Below are 17,971 nucleotides of genomic sequence, written 5' to 3' on the forward strand. Positions count from 1 at the left end.
CGATCAAAACGCGGCGAACGCGGCGGGGTGAGAGGGCGGCGCGCCGACGAGCGCGCGGAGGAAGTCGACGGCGGAGACCATTCCGATCGCGACGCCGCGGTCGTCGACGACGACGAGGTGGTGCATGCCGGAGTCGGCGAGGACGCGGGCGCCCTCCGTGACCGTCATGTCGCCGCGGACCACGCGCACCGGCGAGCTCGGCTCGACCTCGCCGTCGCGGTCGAAGTCGCGGAGCGAGACGACGCCGACGGGGCGGTGGTCCTCGTCGAGGACGGGGACGGCGGTGACGCCGAACGCGAGGATCTTCGAGCGGACCATCGCCAGGCGGTCGCCCTCACGGACGTAGAGCAGCTTTGGGTTCATGATGTCGGCGACGCGGGCTTTCATGGTCCGCCGTTCGAGCAACACGCAGGCCACGCGCAAGCGGTGCGCGTCCTCTGCAGGGCGTGCACCCGCGCATCCGGTTCGCCTGCCGCGGGGCGATCCTCGTCCCGCCGTCGCCGTCCCGCCGTCGCCGTCCCGCCCCCGCCGTCCACGCGCAAAGCGTGCGCGACGGACGCGGCGTCTGCGCGGCACGCGCCTCGCAGGTCTGGCGCACATGACGAACACCCATGCCCTCTCGTCCGCCCGGCGATCCGCCTCCACCCTGCCCGCGCCGGCGCAGGCCCGCCGCCTCCAGGCCTCGATCATCACCGCCGCCGTCGCCGCGTTCTCCCTCGCGTTCATCGCGACCTTCGGCGCGATCGGCGCCTTCGTGGTCGGGGCCTCGGTGCTGGTGCCGCTCCTCCTCCTCTGGCTGTCGTCGGACGTGGTCCGCTCCGACGAGAGGGCGTCGTGAGCGCCGCCGCCGCGCGCTCGCGCCGGATCACGATCGGCGAGGTGATGACGCCCGCTCCGTACACGATCGGGAGCGATCAGAAGCTCTCCGTCGCGCACCGGAAGATGAAGGACAACGCCCTCCGCCACCTCCCCGTGCTCCGCGCGGGCAAGCTCGTCGGCGTCCTCTCCCAGCGCGACCTCTACTTCGTGGAGAGCATGGCCGGCGTCGACGTCGACATCGACGTGATCGCCGACGCCATGACGTCGGACGTCTACACGACCGCGCCGGACGCGGCCTTGTGCGACGTCGCGGCGGTCATGGCGGAGAAGAAGTACGGCTGCGCCGTCGTCGTCGATCGCGATCGCGTCGTCGGCGTCTTCACCGTCACCGACGCGGTGAGGCAGCTGGCCGATGGCCTCGCGTGAGATGAAGGAGCGGATCATCCCGCTCCGGCTCTGCACCACGATCGCTCCCGCGCACGAGACGTTGCGTCCGTTCGTCGTGTGTCCACGCACGCATCAGGCGATCGACGCGCACACGTGCGCGGGCTGCATGCGGATGCGCTCGCTCGAGTGGGGGCCGACCTCCGGCGGCGAGGTCGGCTGCGTGGTCGGCGACGACGAGCCGCCGCTCGATCCGCGCGCGGACTTCGCCGAGATCGCGGCCCGGACCAAGGTGTTCGACGTCATCGCGCCGGTCGCGACGTGCGTGACACCCGAGGTCCCGCTCGAGCGTGTGCGCGAGCTCTTCGCGAACGGCGTCGCCCGCACGCTCCCGGTCGTCGACGACGAGGGGAAGCTCCAAGGGCTGGTGTCGCGTTCGGACCTTGTCTCGGCGGAGGGCACCGTCAAAGACGTCATGACCCCGTCCGCGCACGCGCTGCCGTACGAGGCGCCGCTCCCGTACGCGGTGTCGCTCCTCGCGCAGGAGGACGTCGGCGAGGTCCCGGTCGTGAAGCTGGACGGCACCGTCGTCGGCATGTGCCACGCGCTCGACGTCCTCCGCTGGGTCGCCGCGCAGCTCGGCTACGTCGCGCGGCGCAGCTGATCGTCAGTACTCGAAGCCGCTCCCGCCGATGAACTCGCGGATGACCGAGGTCGGCGGGACGTGGTCCGGATGGATCGCGACGTACTCGTCGAGCAGGCAGCGGAGGCGATGCGCGGTCGTGAACGCCGGATCGGAGGGCGGGACCTCGAGCAGGTAGCGCTCGGCGAAGACCTTGAGCACGCTCGCCTCGTACGGGAGCGACGAGTCGAAGACCGCGTCCGCGCCGGCGAGGCGCGGGAACACGTGAACGAGATCGCCGCGGCGGACCGACGGCCAGCGCGCGATCGTCGCCGCGGCGGTGTAGTTGCGCTGGTGGCGGTCGCGCACGATGCGGCGGAGGAGCCGGATGTCCTCCGGCGTCACGACGTTCACGCGATCGAGCGGCGTCGTCTGCGCGGGGTGGATGAAGATCCGGTGCACGGCCTCCGGCGGCGCCACGCCGGCGAAGAGGTCGGGATGGAGGCCGTGGATCCCCTCGACGAGGAGGACGTCGTCGCCCGCGAGGCGCAAGGTCGGGCCGCCGGCGGGGGCGCTCGTGCCGGCGACGAAGTCGTAGCGCGCGGTCGTCACGGCCTCGCCGGCGAGGACGCGCCGGACGTGGGCGCGGAGGAGGTCGCCGTCGATCGCCTCGATCGCCTCGAAGTCGAGCTCGCCGTCCTCGTCGCGCACGGTGCGCTCGCGATCCACGAAGTAGTCGTCGAGCGAGAGCGCGTGCGGGCGCATCCCCTCGACGAGGAGCTGGACGACGAGGCGCTTGATGAACGTCGTCTTCCCCGACGACGAGGGGCCCGCGACCGCGACGACGCGGACCGTCCCGCGGCGGCGCGTGATCTGCTCGGCGAGGCGCGCCACCCACTTCTCGTGGAAGCCCTCCGCGACGCGGATCAGCTCGGGCACTCCGCCCGCGACGCAGCGCGCGTCGAACGCGCCGACGCTGTCGATGCCGAGCCCCGCGAGCCACCGCCGCGACGCGATCGCCATCTCGCCGCCATGACGAGGGATCGCGCGCGCGGGCAGGTGAGCGTCGTGGCTCGGGAGGTGGAGGAGGAGGCCGTCCGCGTGCGGCGCGAGCGTGAAGGGGCCGAGGCGGCTCGCGCGCGGGACGAGCGGTCCGGTCGCGAGCGCGTAGGTCTCGCCGCAGCGACCGACCGCGACCGCGGGCGCGTGCCGGCTCGCGAGGAGGGCGCGCGAGATCTCGCGCTCGGGGAGCTCCGCCCGCGCCTCGTCGAGCGACCAGATCTCCTCGCGCAGAGGGACGTCCTCCGCGATCAGCCGCTTCGCCTCCGCCTCGATCGCCGCCGCCACGCGCGCGTGATCGACGTCGGCCGGCAGCGCGAGCACGCACGCGTCCTCCAGCACCGCGCTCGTACGGATCGCGAGGGCGGGCGCGACGCGGCGCGCCGCTTCGAGCACGAGCAGCGCGACGCTGCGCGCGTGGATCGCGCGCCCCTCCGGCGACGCGAGCGTGAGCGGCGCGAGCTCGCCGTCGGCGACGAGCGGCGTCTCGAGCCCGATCTCGAGCCGATTGAACGTCGCTCCGACGACCGGCGCGGCGTGGTCGGTCTCGGGGAGCAGCGTGCCCGCGAGCGTGCCGGTCGCGACGACGAGCAGCTCGCCGCCGCGCACGACGCGGACCGCGAGCTTGCGCGGCGAGGAGCGCGGGTGCGCGAGGAGCGCGGCGGAGTCCGTCATCGCGGCGAGGTCGTCGCCGAGGACGCGCGCGAGCGCCTGCGTGAAGTGGAGCGCGACGCGGGCGTGGCTCAGCGCGAGCGACCGGTAGCGAGAGCGCGAGAGCCGGGCGAGCCGCATCGTGGTGTCCGCCGCGACCGTGGTCGCGCGCGGCTGCTCGCCGAGGAGGGCGAGCTCGCCGAAGTGATCGCCCGGACCGATCGTGCGGAGGTCGAGCCCGCCGCGTCCGATGCGGCCCGTGCCTTCGAGGACGAAGTACATCATCTCGCCGGCGTCCCCCTCGCGGAACACCGTCGTCCCGGGCGCGAGCGCGACCTGATCGAGCAGATCGAGGAAGGTGCCGACGTCGCGCATGCCGAGGCCCGCGAGGAGCCGCGCGCGCGCGAGGACGTCGACGTCCTCGAGTCGCTTGCCGTAGACGAGCGGATGCGGCGTGATCATCGCTTCAGATCGTGTCGACGAAGTCGCGGAAGGCCTTCGCCGTCGCTTCGATCGCCGCCTTCGACGCCGCGGTCGCCTCGCGCGCGTGCATGCGCGCTTCGAAGAGGCGCGGCTCGAGCTTCAGGCTCCAGGCGTCGCGCGCGTCGAGCTCGGCGAGGTGAAGCTTCACCCGGACCTCGTCGGCGAGCTGCTCGAGGTCGTCGAGCGCCTTGTCCACTTCCTTCCGAAATTCGGTTTCCATGATCGTGCTCCTTCTGCGGATTCTGCGGACGCGCCGATGCAAGCGCGCGGCCGGCCGCAGCCCCTGCGTCGCGTGCACGCCTTGCGCCGGCACGGCGGGTGCTCGCCGGTGGGCATGCCGGCGTCCCTCCTCGAAGCCCGCGGCGTGACGAAGGTGTATCGCATGGGCGAGGTCGACGTCGTCGCGCTGCGCGGGGTCGACTTCGAGCTCCGCGAAGGCGAGCTCGTCGCCCTCCTCGGCGCCTCCGGGAGCGGGAAGTCGACGCTCCTCAACATCCTCGGCGGCCTCGACGTCCCGACCGCGGGCGAGGTCTGGTACCGCGGCGAGGAGCTCACCCACGCCGACGACGCGCTGCTCACGAGCTACCGGCGCGAGCACGTCGGGTTCGTGTTCCAGTTCTACAACCTGATCCCGAGCCTCACCGCGCGCGAGAACGTCGCGCTCGTGACCGACATCGCCGCCGATCCGCTCGAGCCCGACTTCGCGCTCGAGCTCGTCGGCCTCGGCGACCGCGCCGATCACTTCCCCTCCCAGCTCTCCGGCGGCGAGCAGCAGCGCGTCGCGATCGCGCGCGCGATCGCGAAGCGCCCGCAGATCCTGCTCTGCGACGAGCCCACCGGCGCGCTCGACTTCAAGACCGGTCGCGTCGTCCTCGAGGTGCTGGAGCGCGTGAACCAGGAGCTCGGCACCGCGACCGCGCTCATCACGCACAACGCGCCGATCGCGGCGATCGCGCACCGGGTCGTGACGATGTCGGGCGGGCTCATCGCGCGCACGGAGACGAACCGGCGGCCGGTGCGCGCGGTGGAGGTGGCGTGGTGAAGGCGCTCGAGCGCAAGCTCCTCGGCGACCTCCGCCGGATCTGGGCGCAGGCGGCGACGATCGCGCTCGTCCTCGCGTGCGGCGTCGCGTCGTTCGTCGCGATGCGCGGCGCGTACGCGAGCATCCTGCGCGAGCGGGACGCGTTCTACGCGGAGCAGCGGTTCGGCGACGTGTTCGCGTCGGTCGAGCGCGCGCCGTCGTCGCTCGTCCCGCGCCTCGAGCTCGTCGAGGGCGTCGCGCGCGTGCACACCCGGATCGTGAAGGACGTCCTCCTCCCGATGGAGGGCGCGGTGATGCCCTCGGTCGGGCGGATCGTGAGCCTGCCTTCGCACGGCGAGCCGCCGATCGCCGCGCCGCGCCTCCGCGCCGGACGCTGGATCGAGCCCGGGCGCGACGACGAGGTCATGCTCCTCGAGTCGTTCGCGATCGCGCATGAGCTCACGCCGGGCACGACGCTCGACGCCGTGATCGGCGGGACGAAGCGGCAGCTCCGCGTCGTCGGCGTCGCGATGTCGCCGGAGTACGTCTTCGCGGTCGGGCCGGGCGGGATGATGAGCGATCCGAAGCGCTTCGGCGTCCTCTGGATGGACGAGCGCGCGGTGGCGGCCGCCTTCCGGATGGACGCGAGCTTCAACGACGTCACCCTCGCGCTCCAGCCCGGCGCGAACGAGACCGCGGTCGTCGCCGGCGTCCGCGAGGTGCTGCGCCCGTACGGCGTCTTCGCCGCGCACGGCCGCGCGCGCCAGGTCTCGAACCACGTGCTCGACGGCGAGCTCGAGCAGCTCTCGTCGTACGCCGTCGTCGCGCCCGCGATCTTCCTCGGCGTCGCGGCGTTCCTGATCAACGTCGTGCTCGTCCGGACGTTGTCGCTCCAGCGCGCGCAGATCGCGACGCTGAAGGCGCTCGGGTACACCGACCGCGAGATCGCGGCGCACTACCTGGAGCTCGTCCTCGCGATGCTGCTCGGCGGTGCGCTCCTCGGCGTCGCGCTCGGCGAGCTCCTCGGGCGCGGGATGATCTCGCTCTATCGCCCGTTCTTCCGCTTCCCCGCGCTCGCGTTCCGTCTCGACGTGCAGACCGCCGCGCTCGCGAGCGCGATCAGCGTCGCGGTCGGCGCCGCGGGGGCCTTCCTCGCGATCCGGAGCGCGGTCCGCATCCCGCCCGCGGAGGCGATGCTGCCGGAGGCGCCCGCGCGCTACCGCCGCCCCTGGCTCGAGGCGCTCGGCCTCGCGCGGCTCTTCGGTCCGCCCTCGCGGATGGTCCTCCGCGAGCTCGTCCGGCGCCCGCTTCGCGCCGCGCTCTCCGTCGTCGCGATCGCGCTCGCGACCGCGACTGTGGTCTCCGGCCGCTTCGGCGAAGACGCGGTGAGCCTCCTCTTCGACACGTTGTTCGATCGCGCGCAGCACGACGACCTCGAGGTCACGTTCGACCGCCCGCTCCCCGCGAGCGTGCGCGGCGAGATCGCGGCGCTGCCGGGCGTGATCGTCGCGGAGGGCCGGCGCGTGGTGCCGGTCCGCGTCCGCGCCGGACACCTCCATCGCGACGTCGCGCTCGTCGCGCACGGATCGAGCGCGGAGGCGCCTTCGCTCCGCGCCCTGCCGCGCTGGCCGATGGAGCCCTTCGAGCCGCCGCTCGCCGGCGTGGTGGTGAACGACAAGCTCGCCGAGATCCTCGCGATCGCGCCCGGCGACGCGGTGGAGCTCGAGCTGCTCGAGGGCGATCGCCGCGTCGTGCGCGCGGTCGTCGCGGCGCGCATCGACGAGATGTTCGGCCTCAACGTCCACGCGTCGCGAGAGACCGTGCGCCGCCTCGCCGGCGAGGAGGGCAACGTGTCCTCCGTCCTCCTCACCGTCGACCCTCCAGAGGAGGACCGGCTCCTCCAGCGCCTCGCCGAGCTCCCGCACGTCGTGTCGATCGCGCGGCGGAAGGACGTCGTCACCCAGTTCCACGATCAGGCGGACCACATGGCGGTGACGACGACGATCCTCACCCTGATGGGCGCCACGATCGCGTTCGGCGTCGTCTACAACCAGGCGCGGATCGCGCTCTCGACGCGGTCGCGCGACCTCGCGTCGCTGCGCGTGCTCGGCTTCACGCGCGCGGAGGTCTCCGCGATGCTCCTCGGCGAGCTCGGGGTGTACGTCGTCCTCGGGGTCCCGCTCGGCTGGCGCGCGGGCCAGGTGCTCGTCGGCGCGATCGCGGCGACGGCCGATCCCGAGAGCTACCGGATGCCGGTCCACGTCTCGCTCGCGACGTACGCGTTCGCGACGCTCATCACCGTGGCGGCAGCGGCCGCGAGCGCGCTCGTCGTGCGGCGAAGGGTCGACCAGCTGGATCTCGTGTCCGTCTTGAAGGCGAGGGAATGAACATGTCGAACGTCATCTCGAGGGCCAAGGAAGCGACGCCGAGCGTGGTGCGTACCCTCGACGCGCCGAGCCGTGCACCCAAGCGCACGTCGCGCCGCTGGCTCCGCCGCGGCCTCTGGGGCGCCGCCGGCGTCGCGGCCGCGGCCGCCCTCGGCTGGTCGTTCGTGCCGAAGCCGGTCCCGGTCGACACCGTCCGCGTCGCCCGCGGCGACCTCGTGGTCACGGTCGAGGAGCTCGCGCGCACGCGCGTCCGCGATCGCTACGTCGTCGCCGCGCCGCTCGCGGGGAACCTCGTCCGCATCGAGCTCCGCCCCGGCGACCAGGTGACGGCGGGCTCCGTCCTCGCGCGCATCACCCCGCTCGAGTCGCCGCTCCTCGATCCGCGCACGCGCGTGGAGGCCGCTTCGCGCGCCGCCGCCGCCGCCGCGGGGGAGCGCCAGGCGAAGGCGGCCGTCGGACGCGCCGAGGCGGCGGCGAGCCACGCCACCGACGACCTCGCGCGGACGCGCCGCCTCTTCGAGGGCGGCAGCATCGCGGAGGAGGCGGTGACGCGCGCGACGCTGGAGATGCGCTTGCGATCGGAGGAGCTCGCGTCGGCGCGGTTCGCCGCGCAGATGGCGGCGCACGAGGAGGCGATGGCGCGCGCCGCCCTCGCGCGCGTCTCTTCCGCCGGCGCGAGCGAGGGCTTCGACGTCCCGGCTCCGGCGACGGGGAAGATCCTCCGCGTCCTCATGGAGAGCGCGGGGCCGGTCCAGCCGGGGACGGCGCTCGTCGAGATCGGCGAGCCCGCCGCGCTCGAGATCGTGACCGAGGTGCTCAGCGCGGACGCGGTGCGCATCCGCCCCGGCGCGGCCGTGATCGTCGAGCGCTGGGGCGGCCCCGACCTCCGCGCGGAGGTCCGGCGCGTCGAACCGGCCGGGACGACGCGGCTCTCCGCGCTCGGGGTCGAGGAGCAGCGCGTCCCGATCGTGATCGACCTCGACGAGCCGCGCGAGCGGTGGAGCACGCTCGGCGACGGCTTCCGCGTCGAGACGCGGATCGTGATCGAGGAGAAGCGCGGGGTCCACCACGTCCCGCTCGGCTCGGTCTTCCGGCACGACGGCGGCTGGGCGGTGTGGGTCGTCGAGGGCGACCGAGCGCGCCGGGTGAAGGTGACGCTCGGGGCGCGCGGCGAGGCGAACGTCGAGATCGCGGAGGGCATCGCGGACGGCGCGGTCGTGGTCGTCCATCCGAGCGAGCGCGTCCGCGAGGGCGTGCGCGTGACGACGCCGTAGGGCGCGATTGTTGCGCGGCCGCGCAAGAACTGCGCTTTCATCGGGGGCGTGATGGGCCCGAGGAGCGGACGGCACGACTGCTGCTTCGGGAGCCCCCGTTGAGCCTCAGCACGACCGAGCCCGAGCCGATCCACGCGGAGCTGATGCGGTACGTCCGCTTCAGCGAGGACGACGCGCGTCGTCTCGCCGCCGTCCGGCCGCACGTCGCGCCCGCCTTCGTCCGCCTCGCGCAGGAGTTCTACGAGCGGCTGCGCGAGCACGAGGGCGCGCACGCGGTGTTCTCCGGCGAGGACCAGATCGCGCGCCTCCAGCGCTCGCTCGTCGCCTGGCTCGAGGGCGTCTTCGGCGGCGTCTACGACGACGCCTACTTCGCGCGCATCGAGCGGATCGGCCAGGCCCACGTGCGGGTCGGCCTCCCGCAGCGCTACGTCGTCGCGGCGATGGCGGTCCTCCGCTCGTCGCTCACCGCGCTGATCGATCGTCACGCCGACGCGGCCGCGACGCGGGACGCGCTGTGCCGGCTCCTCGACGTCGAGCTCGCGCTGATGCTCGACAGCCATCACGAGCACGTCCTCGCCCGCGTCGATCGCGCCGCGCAGCTTCCAGCCGGCGACGGCGATCAGCTCCACGTGCTCGAGCGCGCGCCCGTCCTCGTCGTCGGCCTCGCGACCGACGGCACGATCACGCTCGTGAACGGCGCCACCGAGCAGGCGACCGGGTGGGCGCGCGACGAGCTGCTCGGTCGCTCCTTCGTCGACCTCCTCGTCGCCGAGGACCGCCGCGCCGAGATCGCGCCGAAGCTCGCGGCGGGCGCGCTCGTCGACGTCCCGCTCCGCACGCGGGCAGGGAAGCGGCGCGTGGTGCGCTTCCGCATGTCCACCGCGTCACGCGATCGCGGCGGGCTCGTCGGCTTCGGCGCCGACGTAACAGAGGAGGATGAGCGCCGGGAGCAGGAGAACCGCCGGCTGCGCCTCGCTGCCGCAGGGACGCTCGTGGCGGGCCTCGCGCACGAGATCCGGAACCCGCTCAACGGCGCGAGCCTTCACCTCGCGTTCCTCGAGCGCGCGCTGACGAAGTCAGGCACGGCGGAGGCGGTCGACGCCGTGCGCACCGTGGGCGGTGAGCTGCGCCGCCTCGCCGCGCTCGTCACCGATTTCCTCGAGTTCGCGCGGCCGAAGGCGCTCGCCTTCGCGCCGGTGGAAGCCCGCCGCGTGTGCGAGCGCGCGATCCAGGAGCGAGCGGCGGACGCGGCCGCCGCCGGCGTCGCGCTCGCGACCGATTTCCCCACGAACGAGGTCGTCCTCGATGCTGACGGGCCGCGGCTCGAGCAGGTGATCGGCCACCTCCTCGACAACGCGATCGAGGCGCTTCGCGCGAGCGGCGGCCGGGTGACCGTGCGGCTGCGGCGCGAGCCGCGGCACGCGTGGATCGAGGTCGAGGACGACGGTCCCGGCCTCGGCGACGCGAACGCCCCGATTTTCGACGCTTTTTACTCGACCAAGCCGGACGGTACCGGGCTCGGCCTCGCCATCGTCCACCGGATCGTGTCGGAGCACGAAGGCGCGGTCGATGTCGACAGCCGTCCCGGATCGACCCGGTTTCGGCTAAAGCTTCCGCTCACCCGCCAAGGAACGCAGCAATGACGATCAAGGGACGCATCCTCGTCGTGGACGACGAGCCCGCCGCGCGCACCGGCCTCGAGAAGCTCCTCAAGACGTCCGACTACGAGGTCACGACCGCGGAGGACGGCGTCCAGGCGCTCGAGATCGCCGGCTCGTTCGCGCCCGACGTCGTCGTCACCGATCTCAAGATGCCGAACATGGACGGCATGACGCTCCTCGGGAAGCTCCGCGAGCAGGACAAGGACCTCCCTGTCATCGTCACGACCGCGTTCGGCGAGCTCGACAACGCGGTGGCGGCGATGCGAAAGGGGGCGGCCGACTTCATCACGAAGCCGATCGACTTCGACGTGCTCTCGCTCGCGATCGATCGCGCGATCGAGCGCCGGGCGATCCAGGTCGAGTCGGAGAACCTGAAGCGGCAGCTCCGCGACCGCGACGGCGACGGGCTGCAGGGGCTCCTCGGCACGAGCCCGGTGATGCAGAAGGTGTATCGCGTCGCGCGGCAGGTCGCGGGGTCGAAGGCGACGGTGCTGATCACGGGCGAGAGCGGCACCGGCAAGGGCGAGCTCGCGAAGGCGATCCACGCGCTCTCGCCGCGCGCGAAGATGCCGTTCGTCTCGCTCCACTGCGCGGCGATCCCGGAGACGCTCCTCGAGGCGGAGCTGTTCGGCCACGAGAAGGGCGCGTTCACCGGCGCCGACAAACGTCGCGTCGGCCGCTTCGAGCAGGCGATCGGCGGGACCTTGTTCCTCGACGAGATCGGCGAGATCCCCGCGCTCATGCAGGTGAAGCTCCTGAAGGTCCTCCAGGAGAAGACGATCGAGCGCATCGGCAGCGGCCAGACCATGCCGGTCGACGTGCGCGTCCTCGCCGCGACGAACAAGGACCTCGCGACCGAGGTGCGGGAAGGGCGCTTCCGCGAGGACCTCTTCTACCGCCTCAACGTCGTCGCGGTGGAGATGCCGCCGCTCCGGCTCCGCGGCGGCGACGTCGTCTCGCTCGCCGAGCACTTCCTCCGCCGCTTCTCGCGCGAGAACCACAAGAACATCGACGGCTTCACGAACGCCGCGCGCTCGAAGATCCTCTCCCATCGCTGGCCCGGCAACGTGCGCGAGCTCGAGAACGCGGTCGAGCGCGCCGTCGTCATGACGGAGGGCCCCTTCGTCGACGCGGACGACCTCCCGTTCACCGCCGCGCAGGCGTCGACCGGCACGGTGCGGATCCCGGGCTCGACGATGGCGGACATCGAGCGTCACGCGATCCTCTCCACGCTCGAGGCGGTCCAGGGCTCGACCGCGCGCGCGGCCGAGGTCCTCGACATCAGCATCCGCACGATCCAGTACCGCCTCAGCGAGTACGGCGTCTCGGCGCGCGAGCTTCGCAAGTAAGGCACGCCCGATGCTTCGAGGGGTGGCATGTTGGCCGCTCTTCGCGAAGACGTATGGGACACCCGCCGGCGGATGGTCGACGACCTCCGCCTCGAGCTCGAGCAGGACGCAAGAGCTGCGGAGGATCCGCGGGAAGTGCGCGTCGTCGAGACGCACCTCTCGTGGGTGCTCCTCGGCCGGGACGCGTACAAGATCAAGAAGCCGGTGACGCTGCCGTTCGTGGACTTCGCCTCGTTCGAAGCGCGCGAGCGCGCGTGTCACAACGAGGTCCGCGTCAACCGCCGGCTCGCGCCGCGGACGTACCACGGCGTCATCCCCGTCCGCCGCCGGCGCGACGGCCGCTTCACGCTCGCGGCGGGCGGCGGCCCCGTCGTCGAGTGGGCGGTCCGCATGAAGCGCCTCGACGAGGCGACGCGCGCGGACGTGCTCCTCCAGGACGGGCGGCTCGAGGGGCCGACCGTCGACGCGCTCGCGCGCATGATCGCGAGGTTCCACGCCGGCTCCCCGACCGGGCCGCGCATCGTCCGCTGCGGCGAGGCGGGCTTCGTCGAGCGCCACGTCGAGGAGAACTTCGTCGCGCTCCGCGAGACCGCGAGCGCGCTCCTCGCGCCGGAGGGCCTCGCGGAGGTGGAGGCCTGGCAGCTCGCGTTCGTCCGCAAGAGCAGCGGCGTCTTCACCGAGCGGATGAAGGCGGGCGCGATCCGCGACGGCCACGGAGACCTGCGCCTCGAGCACGTGTTCGTGCGCGGCGGCGACTTCGACGTGATCGACGCGATCGAGTTCGACGATCGCTACCGCTGGGGAGACGTCTCTGCCGACGTGGCGTTCCTCGCGATGGACCTCGCCCGCCTCGGGCGCGTCGACCTCGCCGAGCGCTTCGTCGCGACGTACGCAGAGGAGGCCGGCGACTACGACCTCTACCGCGTGCTCGACTTCTACGAGAGCTACCGCGCCTGCGTGCGCGCGAAGATCCACGCCGCCGCCGCGACGAGCGCGGAGCTCACCGATCCGGTGCGCGAGGCCGCGGCGGCGGAGGCGCGGCGGTGCCTCGTCCTCGCGCAGGCCGCGCACCGCCGCACCGCGCTCGACCCCGTCGTCGTCGTCGTCGCGGGCGGGATCGCGAGCGGGAAGACCACGCTCGCGGCGCGGCTCGCCGAGCACCTGAGCGCGCCCGTCGTCGAGGCCGACCGCACGCGCAAGCAGATGCTCGGGATCGCGGCGACGGAGCACGCCACCGCCGGCGCGTGGCAGGGCGCCTACGACCCGAGCTTCAGCGTGAAGGTCTACGCCGAGATGAACCGTCGCGCGCAGGCGGTGCTCGGCTCGGGCCGCCCCGTCATCCTCGACGGCAGCTTCCGCACCGCGGAGGCGCGCGCGCTCGCCCGCGAGCTCGCGATCGCGCACGGCGTTCCGTTCCGGCTCGTGGAGTGCCGCGTCCCGGCCGACGTCGCGCGGGCGCGGGTGGCGGCGCGGGACGCCGCCACGAGCACGTCGGACGCGACGCCCGACATCGTCGACGCGTTCGCGGCCGCGTTCGAGCCGATCCGGGAGCTCTCGCCCGGGGAGCACATCGTCGTCGACACGAGCGGCTCACTCGACGCGCCACTCGCGCGCGTCCTCGGCGAGATCGAGGCGTGGCCGCGCGGCCTCGTCGCCTGAGGCGGAGGCACGCTCACTGCATCTCTTCCGATCGGAGGTCACGTCATCATGTCCCAGCCCAACACGCTTCGCACCGTCATCGTCGCCGCCGTCGAGCCGAGCGCGGCGAGCGATCAGGTCATCCACACCGCGAGCTCGCTCGCAGGCATCGTCCCCGGCGCGGAGCTGCACCTCGTCTACGTCGTCGATCCGGGGCCGCCGCCGCACGCGATGGCGCTCTCGATCACCGACCTCGTCTCCGACGGCCGCGTCTACCTCGATCGCGCGGTCGAGCGCGCGCTCGCGGTGACGGCGGCGAAGGTGGTGGGCCACCTCGGGATCGGGGCGCCGGCGGAGCGCATCCTCCAGATCGCGACCGACATCGACGCGGACCTCGTCGTCGTGGGCACGCACGAGAAGAAGGGGCTCGGGCGCATGCTCGGCTCCGTCTCGAACAAGGTCCTCCTGAACGCGCGCTGCCCCGTCCTCGTCGCGCGCGTGAAGGAGACCGAGCCGGCGGGGCCGGAGATCGAGCCGCCCTGCCCCGACTGCGTGAACGTGCAGTTCGCGACGCGGGGCGAGAAGCTGTGGTGCGAGCGCCACGCGACGCGGCACGTCCACGGCCGCGTGCACTACGCCCTCGCGAAGGGCTACGGCGCGGGCGCGATGTTCCTCCGGCCCAGCGCGTGAGCGCCGCGTCAGCGACCGGACAGCGGGCTTGCCGCGGGCAGGCGGAGGCGGAAGGTCGTCCCGCGATCGGGCGCGGTGTCGAGCGTCACGCTCCCGCCGTGGCGCTGCATCGTCGCGTAGACCATCGCGAGCCCGAGGCCGGTGCCCTCCTGACCCTTCGTCGTGAAGAAGGGCTCGAACACGCGCTTCGCGACCTCGGCCGGCATCCCCGGTCCGTCGTCGGAGACCTCGATCCACGAGCCGCCCTCGTCCTCGCCGCTCCGGAGCGTGATCGTCCCCGCCTTCTCCGCCCCCGCCATCGCGTCGATCGCGTTCACGACGAGGTTCACGAGCGCGCTCACGATCTCGCCGCCGATCGCCCAGACCTGCCGCGGCGCGCTGAGCTCTTCGCGGATGCGGGGGACGCGCCCGGAGCCGGACGCGGCGCGCGCCTTTCCGATCGCGGCGGCCTCGCGCGCGAGGGCGTCGAGGTCGACGAGCTCGCCCTTCGTCTCCTTCTGCTGGCGGCTGAAGTCGCGGAGCCGCTCGATCGTCTGGACGCCGCGCTGGAGCGTCCCCTTCATCTCGGCGATGCTCGACTTCGCGTCGTCGGTCTTCCCGCGGTCCATCGCCATCGCGATGACCTGGAGGTGGAGCGAGAGGGGGTTCAGGATGTTCTTGAGGTCGTGCGAGATGCCGGCCGCCATCTGGCCCAGCGCGCGGAGCTTCTCGGTGCGGGCGAGCATCTCCTGCTGCGCGCGGAGCTCGGCGAACTGGCGCTCGAGCTGCTCGACGTGGGCGGCGGTGCCGAGCGCCATCGCGGCGAGGTCGACGAGGCCGTCCGCGAGCTCGAGCTTCGGCTCACCACCTCTCTTGCGGAGGAGCACGACCGCGCCGTAGAGCGCGGCGCCGGCGACGAGGGGGCGCTGGACGTGACCGGTGTAGTCGTCGCCGCACGCGCGGAGCACGCGCTCCGCGAGCTCGCCGACGTCCTCGAGGTCGACCTCGATCTCGGCCGCGGCGCCCTCCCCGCGCGCCGCCGCGAGGCGCAGCTTGCCGTCGGCGGCGAGCGAATAGACCGCGACCGCGTCGCACGCGACGTGCTCCGCGAGCGCGTCGGCGAGGAGCGCCAGCACGTCGTGCTTGCCGGACGCGTCGGAGACGATTCGCGCGAATCGCCCGAGAGTGACGATGCCCCTCTCTTGCACGCAAGCATGGTATGCCAAAGCGGATCGCCGCCGAAGCGCAAAGGAGCAACGAGTGTCCTCTCACCGCAAGTACATGGCCGTGCTCCAGCTCGATGAAGCCGAGGTCGCGAGCCGGCGCGCCTTCTTCAAGCTCACCGACGCGGACCTGGCGCGCCTCGCGTCGCTGCGGCCCTTCGCCGAGAAGGTCACGAAAGGGATCGTGGAGGAGTTTTACGCGCTCCTCCTCGGCCACCCGGAGACGAAGGCGTTCTTCGGCGACGAGGCCACGATCCGCCGCGTGAAGAGCACCCAGAGCGACTACTTCCTCGGGCTGTTCGAGGGCCGCTGCGACCTCGCCTACGTCGAGGACCGCCTCCGCGTCGGCGCCGCGCACGAGCGCATCGGCCTCGCGCCGAAGTGGTACCTCGGCGCGTACCGGCAGTACCTCGATCTCATCCGCGCCGCGCTCCGGCGCGAGCTCGGCGGCTCGCAGAGCGAGGTGGACGAGGCGTTCGGCAGCGTGCAGCGGATCGTCTTCTTCGACATGTCGCTCGCGATCGACACGTACATCGCGGCGAACCTCGAGGCGCTCGGGCGCCACCAGGCCGCGATCCGCGAGCTGTCGACGCCGGTCATCCGCGTCTACGAGCGCGTGCTGCTCCTGCCGCTCGTCGGCGCGATCGACAGCCATCGCGCGCACCAGGTGATGGAGAGCGTGCTCCTCCACATCGTCGAGGCGCAGGCGAAGTGCATCATCATCGACATCGCCGGCGTCCCCGTCGTCGACACTCGCGTCGCCGACCACCTCCTCAAGACGACGGCGGCGGTCCGGCTCCTCGGCGCGCAGACGATCCTGACCGGGATCACGGCTCAGGTCGCGCGCACGATGGTGCAGCTCGGCGTCGACATCTCGGCGATGCACACCGTCAGCCGCCTCAGCGACGGGATCGAGCTCGCGCTCGGCATCGTCGGGAAGCGCATCACGGAGCAGGCCTGATGCGCGGGCAGATCCCGATCATGCGGATCGGTCCGACGCTGCTCGCGACCGTGCACATCGAGCTCCGGGACGCGGTCGCGGAGGCCTTCCAGGAGGACGTCCTCGAGAAGATCGAGAAGACGGGGTCGACCGGGCTCGTCATCGACATCAGCGGCCTCGACATGGTCGACAGCTACGTCGCGCGCATCGTCGCCGAGACGGGGCGGATGGCGAAGCTGATGGGGACCTCGACCGTGCTGGTGGGGATGCGGCCGGAGGTGTCGGCGACGCTGATCCGGATGGGCTACGCGATGGAGGGGGTGAAGACGGCGCTCGACGTCGACGACGGGCTCGCCCTCCTCGGGCACGTCGTGCCCCCGCGCCGGACGACGTGATGGCGCCCGAGATCGTCACCGCGCAGGACTTCAGGCTCGCGACCGAGGACGACGTCCTCGTCCTCCGGCGGCGCGTGCGCGAGCTCGCCGAGCAGCGGAAGTTCGACACGTTCGCGATCGCCGCGGTGACGACGGCGACGAGCGAGCTCGGGCGTAACGTGCTCGTGCACGGCAAGGGCGGCGAGGCGGTGGTGGAGGAGATCTCGGACGGGTTCCGCACCGGGATCCGGCTGACGTTCTCGGACAAAGGACCCGGCATCCCCGACATCCCGCGCGTGATGAACGGCGGCTACAGCACGGCGCGGTCGATGGGGCTCGGGCTCTCCGGGAGCAAGCGCCTCGTCGACGAGTTCGAGCTCGACTCGAAGGTCGGGCACGGAACTCGCGTCACGGTCACGAAGTGGAAGCGCTTCTGACGCAGCAGTGGATCGGAGACCGCGGCATCGACGTTCGCGACGAGGCCTCGCTCACGCTGGTGCGGGAGGCGATCCGCGCGCTCGGGGCGCGCGACGAGCTCGTCGACCGCGCCGTCCTCGTCGCGAGCGAGCTCGGGCGGAACCACCTCCGCCACGCGCGCTTCGGTGAGATCGCGGTGCGCGCGATCGATCGCGGGATCGAGATCGTCGCCGTCGATCGCGGGCTCGGGCTCACCGACGTCTCCGCCGCGCTCGACGCCGCGCCGCGCCCCCGCGGCTCGCTCGGCGTGGGGGTCAGCTCCGTGCGCCGCCTCGCGTCGGAGGTCGACATCGACGTCCGTCTCTTCGAGGGGACGTGCTTCATCGCGCGCGTCCTCGAGCGGGACGTGCCGCGGCGGCGCGAGGTCGGCGTCTACGGGCGGCCGTACCCCGGCGAGCACGTGAGCGGCGATCACGCGCTCTTCGTGCGGACGGACGACGCGCTCGTCCTCGCGGTCTGCGACGGCCTCGGGCACGGACCCGCCGCGCGCGCCGCGGCCGACGCGGCGATGCGCTACTTCGTCGAGCACGCGGGCGCCGCCCCGGCGACGCTGCTCGAAGGCGCGCACCAGGCGCTCGTCGGGACGCGCGGCGTCGTCATGGCGGCCCTTCGCGCGACGGCGACCGAGCTCGAGGTCGCCTCGGTCGGCAACGTCGACGTGCAGGTCGTGGCCCCGCGCTCGGTGCGGCGCTTCGGCGGATCCTCGGCGGTGGTGGGGGGGCGGCCCGGTCCGGTGAAGCCGCGCGGCGAGACGGCGGCGCTCGCGCCGGACGACGTCATCGTCATGTCCACCGACGGGCTCACCTCCAAGCTGTCGATCGAGCACGACTACCCGCTCCTCCGCGCGCACCCCGTCGCGATCGCCCAGCGCATCCTCGAGCGCTTCGGGCGCGACAACGACGACGGCCTGGTCCTCGTCGCGCGCTGACGCAAGAGCTGC

The 17,971-nt window shown here is 72.8% G+C and carries 18 protein-coding genes; 14 read left to right on the forward strand and 4 right to left on the reverse strand.

What is annotated here, in order from left to right; all coding sequences use genetic code 11:
- Positions 1 to 3: 3 nt before the first annotated feature.
- Entirely contained in the window at positions 4 to 387 is a 384-nt protein-coding gene (locus KF837_34470; GenBank protein MBX3232482.1) for a CBS domain-containing protein, read from the reverse strand.
- A 211-nt stretch (positions 388 to 598) separates the two neighbouring features.
- Between KF837_34470 and KF837_34475 the strand changes: the two genes are divergently transcribed.
- Genes KF837_34475 through KF837_34485 form a run of 3 tightly spaced genes read left to right on the forward strand, consistent with a single transcriptional unit; the run spans position 599 to position 1,867 of the window.
- Positions 599 to 838, forward strand: coding sequence for a hypothetical protein (locus KF837_34475; GenBank protein ID MBX3232483.1), 240 nt, complete (start codon positions 599 to 601; stop codon positions 836 to 838).
- Positions 835 to 1,245: a CBS domain-containing protein gene (locus KF837_34480; GenBank protein ID MBX3232484.1), complete on the forward strand. Its 411-nt coding sequence runs from the start codon at positions 835 to 837 to the stop codon at positions 1,243 to 1,245. The genes KF837_34475 and KF837_34480 overlap by 4 nt, the downstream gene beginning before the upstream one ends.
- Positions 1,232 to 1,867, forward strand: coding sequence for a CBS domain-containing protein (locus KF837_34485; GenBank protein MBX3232485.1), 636 nt, complete (start codon positions 1,232 to 1,234; stop codon positions 1,865 to 1,867). Before KF837_34480 ends, KF837_34485 begins: the two co-directional genes overlap by 14 nt.
- A 3-nt stretch (positions 1,868 to 1,870) precedes the next feature.
- On the opposite strand, the gene KF837_34490 is transcribed toward KF837_34485, so the two are convergent.
- Positions 1,871 to 3,997 carry a cyclic nucleotide-binding domain-containing protein gene (locus KF837_34490; protein ID MBX3232486.1) on the reverse strand — a complete coding sequence of 709 codons (2,127 nt, stop codon included), beginning with the start codon at positions 3,995 to 3,997 and terminating at the stop codon, positions 1,871 to 1,873.
- 4 nt (positions 3,998 to 4,001) lie between these two features.
- On the reverse strand, positions 4,002 to 4,238 hold the full coding sequence (locus KF837_34495; GenBank protein MBX3232487.1) for a hypothetical protein: 237 nt from the start codon (positions 4,236 to 4,238) through the stop codon (positions 4,002 to 4,004).
- 114 nt (positions 4,239 to 4,352) lie between these two features.
- Between KF837_34495 and KF837_34500 the strand changes: the two genes are divergently transcribed.
- The 7 genes from KF837_34500 (at position 4,353) to KF837_34530 (ending at position 14,038) form a co-directional block, all read left to right on the forward strand.
- On the forward strand, positions 4,353 to 5,060 hold the full coding sequence (locus KF837_34500; protein MBX3232488.1) for an ABC transporter ATP-binding protein: 708 nt from the start codon (positions 4,353 to 4,355) through the stop codon (positions 5,058 to 5,060).
- A complete protein-coding gene (locus KF837_34505) occupies positions 5,057 to 7,426 on the forward strand; it encodes an ABC transporter permease (GenBank protein ID MBX3232489.1) in 2,370 nt (789 codons plus the stop codon). Before KF837_34500 ends, KF837_34505 begins: the two co-directional genes overlap by 4 nt.
- Positions 7,427 to 7,428: 2 nt before the next feature.
- On the forward strand, positions 7,429 to 8,700 hold the full coding sequence (locus tag KF837_34510) for an HlyD family efflux transporter periplasmic adaptor subunit (GenBank protein ID MBX3232490.1): 1,272 nt from the start codon (positions 7,429 to 7,431) through the stop codon (positions 8,698 to 8,700).
- Between the two features lie 98 nt (positions 8,701 to 8,798).
- Complete coding sequence (locus tag KF837_34515; protein MBX3232491.1) at positions 8,799 to 10,343, forward strand: PAS domain-containing protein; 1,545 nt, start codon at positions 8,799 to 8,801, stop codon at positions 10,341 to 10,343.
- Positions 10,340 to 11,710: a sigma-54-dependent Fis family transcriptional regulator gene (locus KF837_34520; protein ID MBX3232492.1), complete on the forward strand. Its 1,371-nt coding sequence runs from the start codon at positions 10,340 to 10,342 to the stop codon at positions 11,708 to 11,710. Before KF837_34515 ends, KF837_34520 begins: the two co-directional genes overlap by 4 nt.
- A 27-nt stretch (positions 11,711 to 11,737) precedes the next feature.
- On the forward strand, positions 11,738 to 13,369 hold the full coding sequence (locus KF837_34525) for a dephospho-CoA kinase (GenBank protein ID MBX3232493.1): 1,632 nt from the start codon (positions 11,738 to 11,740) through the stop codon (positions 13,367 to 13,369).
- Between the two features lie 48 nt (positions 13,370 to 13,417).
- Positions 13,418 to 14,038, forward strand: a complete 621-nt coding sequence (locus KF837_34530) for a universal stress protein (GenBank protein MBX3232494.1) — start codon at positions 13,418 to 13,420, stop codon at positions 14,036 to 14,038.
- An 8-nt stretch (positions 14,039 to 14,046) separates the two neighbouring features.
- On the opposite strand, the gene KF837_34535 is transcribed toward KF837_34530, so the two are convergent.
- Positions 14,047 to 15,225, reverse strand: coding sequence for a HAMP domain-containing histidine kinase (locus tag KF837_34535; protein ID MBX3232495.1), 1,179 nt, complete (start codon positions 15,223 to 15,225; stop codon positions 14,047 to 14,049).
- 52 nt (positions 15,226 to 15,277) lie between these two features.
- Between KF837_34535 and KF837_34540 the strand changes: the two genes are divergently transcribed.
- The 4 genes from KF837_34540 to KF837_34555 are packed head-to-tail and all read left to right on the forward strand — an operon-like array spanning position 15,278 to position 17,959.
- Complete coding sequence (locus tag KF837_34540; protein ID MBX3232496.1) at positions 15,278 to 16,201, forward strand: STAS domain-containing protein; 924 nt, start codon at positions 15,278 to 15,280, stop codon at positions 16,199 to 16,201.
- Positions 16,201 to 16,575, forward strand: a complete 375-nt coding sequence (locus tag KF837_34545) for an STAS domain-containing protein (protein MBX3232497.1) — start codon at positions 16,201 to 16,203, stop codon at positions 16,573 to 16,575. The genes KF837_34540 and KF837_34545 overlap by 1 nt, the downstream gene beginning before the upstream one ends.
- Positions 16,575 to 16,991: an anti-sigma regulatory factor gene (locus KF837_34550; protein MBX3232498.1), complete on the forward strand. Its 417-nt coding sequence runs from the start codon at positions 16,575 to 16,577 to the stop codon at positions 16,989 to 16,991. The genes KF837_34545 and KF837_34550 overlap by 1 nt, the downstream gene beginning before the upstream one ends.
- Positions 16,976 to 17,959 carry a SpoIIE family protein phosphatase gene (locus tag KF837_34555; GenBank protein MBX3232499.1) on the forward strand — a complete coding sequence of 328 codons (984 nt, stop codon included), beginning with the start codon at positions 16,976 to 16,978 and terminating at the stop codon, positions 17,957 to 17,959. Before KF837_34550 ends, KF837_34555 begins: the two co-directional genes overlap by 16 nt.
- Positions 17,960 to 17,971: the final 12 nt, after the last annotated feature.

Origin of the sequence: Labilithrix sp., assembly GCA_019637155.1 — a bacterium.
GTDB lineage: Bacteria > Myxococcota_A > Polyangia > Polyangiales > Polyangiaceae > Labilithrix.